We start from the raw sequence: 5491 nt of genomic DNA, 5'->3' as shown, positions 1-5491 counted from the left end.
TCGGCGGGCAACCTCGACGAGCTCCGGGTTGACGGCAGTCAGCTCACGGGGGTGCTCCTCGCGACGCGAGGCCGGCGCTGCCGGGGCAGGGGTGTCCTCGTCTTCCCCCGCATCGCCCACGTGGTCGTGCGCATCTGCGAGGTCGTCGAACGACTGCCGCGTCGCGAAGAGGTCAACGAGACGCCGGCCGACCATGACGTGCTGCCACAGCGGGACGGGCCGGTGTTCGGAGACCACGATCTCCGTCTCTCCCCGCACGGTGTCGAGCCAGGCTCCGAATTCCTCGGCGTTCGAGACGGTCGCGCTGAGCGAGACGATCCGGACGTCTCGCGGGAGGTGGATGATGACCTCCTCCCACACCGCCCCCCGGAAGCGATCCGCGAGGTAATGCACCTCGTCCATGACCACGTATCCGAGACCGTCAAGCGTCGAGGAGCCTGCATAGAGCATGTTCCGGAGGACCTCGGTGGTCATGACCACCACGGGGGCCTCGCCGTTGATGGTGACGTCGCCGGTCAGGAGGCCCACCTGATCGGGGCCATACGCCTCGGCGAGCTCCGCGTACTTCTGGTTGGAGAGGGCCTTGATGGGCGTCGTGTAGAAAGCCTTGAGCCCCTTCCGCAGCGCGAGGTGCACCGCGAACTCCCCCACCACGGTCTTTCCCGCGCCGGTCGGAGCCGCGACGAGGACCCCGCGTCCGGCTTCGAGGGCCCGGCAGGCCTCGCGCTGGAACGGGTCAAGGGGGAATGGCAGCTCCGCCGCGAAGGCCCCGAGTTCGGTCTTGGAGAAGGCCCGCCGCTCGGCGTCCAAGGCGTAACGCTCGGCGGGGGTCAGGTTCTCGGGGACGGTGGACATGAGTCCAGCCTAAATGGTGTAGAACGTCTGGACTCCGTCGGGGAGTTGGAGGATATGGCAGGGCTGGCAGATGGCCAAAATGTCGGAGAGTGCCGGGAGACTCGGAGGTGATGGGAAGGCACACGACGTTCCGGTACCGGCTCGACCCGACGGCCGAGCAGGCGGTGGCGTTTGCCCGGCACGCGGGGGCCGCGCGGTTCGCGTTCAACCAGTCCCTGCGCCTCAATCTCAAGGCTAGGAAAGCCCACAACGAAGGCAAGACCTTTGCGGTTCCGTGGACCGGGTTCGATCTGATCAACGCTTTCAACATCTGGAAGCGCTCCGAGGCCGCCGGACGCGTCTTCGCCGTCGATCCGACAGGGACCGCCGAGACCGTGACGACCGGGCTGCCCTGGCGAACAGAGGTGTGCCAGCAGGTCTTCGAAGAGGGCGCCGTCCACGCCGGGAGGGCGCTGAAGGCATGGATCGATTCCCGAAACGGCAAGCGCGCGGGAAGAACATCGGCCACCCACGGTTCAAGAAGAAGGGCGGGAGCGGGGCCTTCCGGCTCCGGAACAAGCACAGCCGGTCAAAGGACGGCACCGTCCGTAACACCATGCGCGTCGGCGAGACTCACCCTCGCTCGGTGACCCTACCCGGGATCGGCGCCGTGCGGGTCCACGACGACACCCGTCCGCTGCGCCGGCTCCTGGCCAAGGGCCGCGCCAGGGTCCTCTTCGCCACGGTCAGTCGCCGTGCCGGCAGATGGAGCGTGAGCCTGGTCGTCGAAGCCTCTGACATTCACGAAGCCCATCACCACAGCAGCGCGACGGGCGAAGCCGGACCGGTTGGCTGGGTCGGAGTGGACCGCGGCTTATCGACCCCTATAGCGTCCGCGACCGAGGACGGGGCGGAAACGCTCCGGATTGCTGCAGCGCCAAGGGCCGCAAAGGCCGCTCTGCCCAAGACCCGCCGCCTGTCCAGGGCGGTCTCCCGCAAAAAGAAGGGATCGAAGAACAGGGCCGACGCCCTCACCCGCCTCGCCCGCCACCACGAGCGCATCCGCAACCGCAGGCAGCACTTCCTCCATCAGGTATCGAACCAGCTGGCCAAGACTCACGCCCGGCTCGCGATCGAGGACCTGAACGTGACAGGGATGCTCGCCAACCGCACGCTCGCGGCCGCTATCGCCGACGCCGCCTGGGCCGAGCTCGCCCGACAGCTCGACTATAAGTGCCTCTGGCACGGTGGCCAGCTTGTCCTCGTCGACCGGTGGTTTCCCTCCTCCAGGACCTGCTCCCGCTGCGGCCACCTCCGCACGCAACTAGGCCTCGGCGAGCGGACCTACCGCTGCGGCGAGTGCGGGCTCTCCATCGACCGCGACCTTAACGCCGCGGCAAACCTCGCAGCCTGGGCCGAGGACCACGCCCAGCCCTGGACCCCGAAGCACGAGGCCGGGATACCAACGCCCGCCGACACGAAGGCTCTGGCCCCTGCGCAAGCGGGGACGAAACCGGCGTGGCAGACGCGGGAACCCGCGACAAGCGCCCACAGTCGCTTGATCAACGGACGCCCGAGAAGGGCGGTGCCGAACACCAACCGCGGGTTCGACACGCTTTAGAACTTCTCCAAGTCCTCGCGTGACGTCGGGGTATCCGCCGCGGCCTCCGACTCGACGGCGAGCTTCTCCTGCCGGCGCAGCCGCCGCCGGTCCTGCAGGAGGCAGACGCCGATGGCAGCGAAGAACAGTGCCAGGAGGGGCACGGCGAGCATGAACATCGAAATCGCGTCGGCCCCGGGCGCGGCGAGCGCGGCGAGGACGAACACGAGGAAGACCGTGATGCGCCACGCCTTGAGGATGGTCTTGCCGGCAAGGACCCCGGCCGCATTGAGCCCCACGAGCACCACGGGCACGAGGAACGCGATCCCGAGGAAGAGCACCATGTGCGTGACGAAGTCGATGTACTCGCGCCCGTCGATGAGGTTAGAGAAGCCCGACGGCGTGAACTGCGTGAGCGCGCGGACCACCTGCGGCGTGACGCTCCAGCCGACCCACACGCCCGCGAGGAACAGGGGCACCGCCGCCGCCATGTAGCCGATCGTGTAGCGGCGCTCCTTGACGGTGAGCCCGGGCATGACGAAGGCCCAGACCTGGTAGATCCACACGGGGCTCGAGAGGACGAGGCCGATCTGGATCGCGAGCTGGAGCTTGAAGTCGAACGGCGAGCCGACCGTGGAGAAGTTGACGCCCGAGATGCCGCCCGTTCGGGCGGCAATATCCTTGACCGGCTGCTGCAGCGCCTCGAGGATCGGGTCGTACAGGAACCAGCCGCCGATCGCACCCAAGAGCACACCGATGGCCGACTTGATGAGTCGGTTCTTGAGCTCCCGGAGGTGCTCGAGGAGGGGCATTCGGCCTTCGGGATTGGCCTTCCGCCCCTTGGCCGCGGCCACGCTCAGGCGCGCTTGGACGGGCCGGCGGAGTTCCCGTCGCCCTCGTCAGCGCCCTTGGGCGGGATAACCTTGCCCTCGACGGGCCCCTCGGCCGAGCCCGAAGAAGAGGACGACGACGAAGTCGACTTGCCGTCTTCGCTCCTCATCTCCTTGACCTCGGATCGCAGGATGCGCATGGACTGGCCGAGGCTACGCGCCATGCCCGGAAGCTTGGGCGCGGCAAAGAGCAGCAGCGCCACAACAATGATGATGACGATAGGCCACGGGCTATCGAAGAGTCGTCCCACAAGAAGTCCTTTCCTTCTACTGCAAGTCTAGATGAGTCCGAGGTCACGGAGGGACTGCGCTTGCCCACGAGCTGCCCTTCGGGCCACGCGTCTGAGTCGGCGTGCCTCGCGACGCTCGGACTTCCCGCCTCGGTAGCTGCGGCGCATCGTCTCGGGGTCCGCGAAAACCGCGCTGCCCGGCGCCGGTGCGTTGGTGGCCTGAGCCGGGTGACCGCCGTCGTCTGCTGGCTCGGACAGCGCAAGAGCGCTGTCCATGGTGACCCCGGCGAGACTCTCCCCGGCGTCGCGCAGGGCACGGAGCGCTTTCCGCACAAGCCAATAGCCCACAAGCACCAACGCGACGGCGCTGCCAACGAGCAGCGCCGTCCACAGGAGGACCCCGAACCACCACGGCACGAGGAAGAGCCTATCTGTTCCCGGTGGCTCGCAGCGCACGTGTGAACCACACACGCGACACTGCCACGGCCGTCTCGGGCCCCTCGAGCGCGACCGATCCCCCGAACTGGGCGAGGAAGCGAGGGAGCCAATCGAGCCCCGCAACGCGCAGACGGACGCGGCGGCTTCCGTCTTCGAGATCGACGCCGCCGATCGCGCCGTATTCATGCTCGACCCACGCGGCCTCGGGCGCGAGCCGCAGGACCGCTTCGACATCCGTGGCACTCGGTTCGACGAGCCAGCCCTCAGCGCGCGCCGTGACTCCCTCCGGCAACGGCTGCGCCTCGCTCGGCTCAAGCCTGACGATCCGGTCCACGCGGAACACGCGGCGCTCCTGCGCGCGATGGCAGTAGGCCTCGACGTACCACCGATCCCCGTCCGAGCGGAGGGCGAGGGGGTTGACCAGGCGCTCGGAGCGTTCGTCCTTCGTCGGATTCAGGTAGCCGAGCCGGAGCGTGCTTCCGCCCGCGACCGCCGCCCGGAGCACCGGCAGAAGTTCAGCATTGCGCTGCGGCTCGGCCTTGACGTCGATCTGCGGAACCGAGCGCGCGCCTTGAGCGGTCGCCGCGCCCACCTTGGCGGCGAGCGCCTCGAGCGCAGGCCTCTCGTCGGGCGAGGCCATCGGCAGGAGCGTCTGCAGGCCGAGCTGGAGCGAGAGGGCCTCCTCGATGCTCAGCCGCCGCGGGAGCGCAAGCTCGGGCGCGTTCGCGAGGCTCACGACACCCTCGTGCACGTCCACCTCGATGCAGTCCTGCCAGCCGCCAAGGTCGGTGGGCCCCGAATACTGCAGGACGGAGAGTTCCTGGGTGAGCTCGCGCTCCGTCATACCGTACTTGGCGGCGACCTCACCGACCGCCACGGGCCCGCGAAGCAGGAACGGCACGAGGTCCACGATCCGCTCGAGGCGCTCGTCCGAGGGCCTCGTGCGCCGGGGCGCCGGGGCGGTGACGACACGCGCTCCCGTGGTGCCGAGGGCCGCAAGGGCACCGTCGAAGCGACGGACGACGGCGTCCGCGAGCTCAGCGGGCGACTCGACGACGAGCGCGTCGCCGAAGCCCGCGAGATAGTCCGCCGCGACCGTGACGTCCTGGAACGCGTACTCGCCGAGCTCCCAGCCCTCCGGCGCGTCGGCGACGACGGGCTCCCACGCGGTCCGCAGCTCAAGAGCGCGGCCCTCGGCGGCCCGGATCCTCGCGGTCTGGGCCGGAAGCGAGCCGAAACTCTCGAGCTGCGCGTGGACCGCGCCCTCCTCCGGCGCGGGAAAGGCGCCCTCCGCTCCGACCGTGATCCGGCCCCGGATCCTCGACAGGCGGTACACGCGCGGGGCGGCGCGGCCGGCGTCGAACCCCACGAGGTACCACTGGCCGTAGCGCTGCCCGAGCCCCCACGGCTCGACGTGCCGCTCCTCCTCCCGGCCCGTGCTCGTCGCGTAGTAGGCGAACGTCACCTCGGCGCGGCGCGAGGCCGCGTCCGCGAGGGCG

Annotated in this window: 6 protein-coding genes and 1 pseudogene; 2 read left to right on the top strand and 5 right to left on the bottom strand. The window is 69.3% G+C overall.

Annotated features, from left to right (window positions below):
- Positions 1 to 855, bottom strand: an 855-nt coding sequence (locus ACLN58_RS17090) for a DEAD/DEAH box helicase (RefSeq protein ID WP_415856448.1), incomplete at its 3' end; no start/stop codon positions are given.
- 110 nt (positions 856 to 965) lie between these two features.
- On the opposite strand from ACLN58_RS17090, the pseudogene ACLN58_RS17085 reads away from it, so the two are divergent.
- Both ACLN58_RS17085 and ACLN58_RS17080 read left to right on the top strand, forming a co-directional pair.
- Positions 966 to 1091, top strand: a pseudogene (locus ACLN58_RS17085) (helix-turn-helix domain-containing protein); the annotation flags it as partial.
- Positions 1092 to 1315: 224 nt separating this feature from the next.
- The gene (locus ACLN58_RS17080) at positions 1316 to 2455 is read left to right on the top strand and encodes an RNA-guided endonuclease InsQ/TnpB family protein (RefSeq protein WP_415856447.1); all 1140 of its coding nucleotides are present in this window, start codon (positions 1316 to 1318) and stop codon (positions 2453 to 2455) included.
- Here the strand turns inward: ACLN58_RS17080 and tatC are convergent.
- The 4 genes from tatC to ACLN58_RS17060 all read right to left on the bottom strand — a co-directional run.
- Positions 2452 to 3246, bottom strand: coding sequence for a twin-arginine translocase subunit TatC (tatC, locus tag ACLN58_RS17075; RefSeq protein ID WP_415856446.1), 795 nt, complete (start codon positions 3244 to 3246; stop codon positions 2452 to 2454). The genes ACLN58_RS17080 and tatC overlap by 4 nt on opposite strands.
- Positions 3247 to 3290: 44 nt before the next feature.
- The gene (gene tatA / locus ACLN58_RS17070) at positions 3291 to 3575 is read right to left on the bottom strand and encodes a Sec-independent protein translocase subunit TatA (protein WP_415856445.1); all 285 of its coding nucleotides are present in this window, start codon (positions 3573 to 3575) and stop codon (positions 3291 to 3293) included.
- A 27-nt stretch (positions 3576 to 3602) separates the two neighbouring features.
- Complete coding sequence (locus tag ACLN58_RS17065; protein WP_415856444.1) at positions 3603 to 3971, bottom strand: hypothetical protein; 369 nt, start codon at positions 3969 to 3971, stop codon at positions 3603 to 3605.
- 10 nt (positions 3972 to 3981) lie between these two features.
- A partial coding sequence (locus ACLN58_RS17060; RefSeq protein ID WP_415856443.1) for a WYL domain-containing protein occupies positions 3982 to 5491 on the bottom strand: 1510 nt, incomplete at its 5' end.

It is taken from the genome of Sinomonas sp. G460-2, from assembly GCF_047759905.1.
Lineage (GTDB): Bacteria > Actinomycetota > Actinomycetes > Actinomycetales > Micrococcaceae > Sinomonas.
This window is presented reverse-complemented; position numbering and strand designations above follow the sequence as displayed.

Coding starts and splice junctions, on each gene's coding strand:
- tatC (WP_415856446.1), bottom strand. CDS start 3,246: ATGCCCCTCCTCGAGCACCTCCGGGAGCTCAAGAACCGACTCATCAAG.
- ACLN58_RS17080 (WP_415856447.1), top strand. CDS start 1,316: ATGGATCGATTCCCGAAACGGCAAGCGCGCGGGAAGAACATCGGCCAC.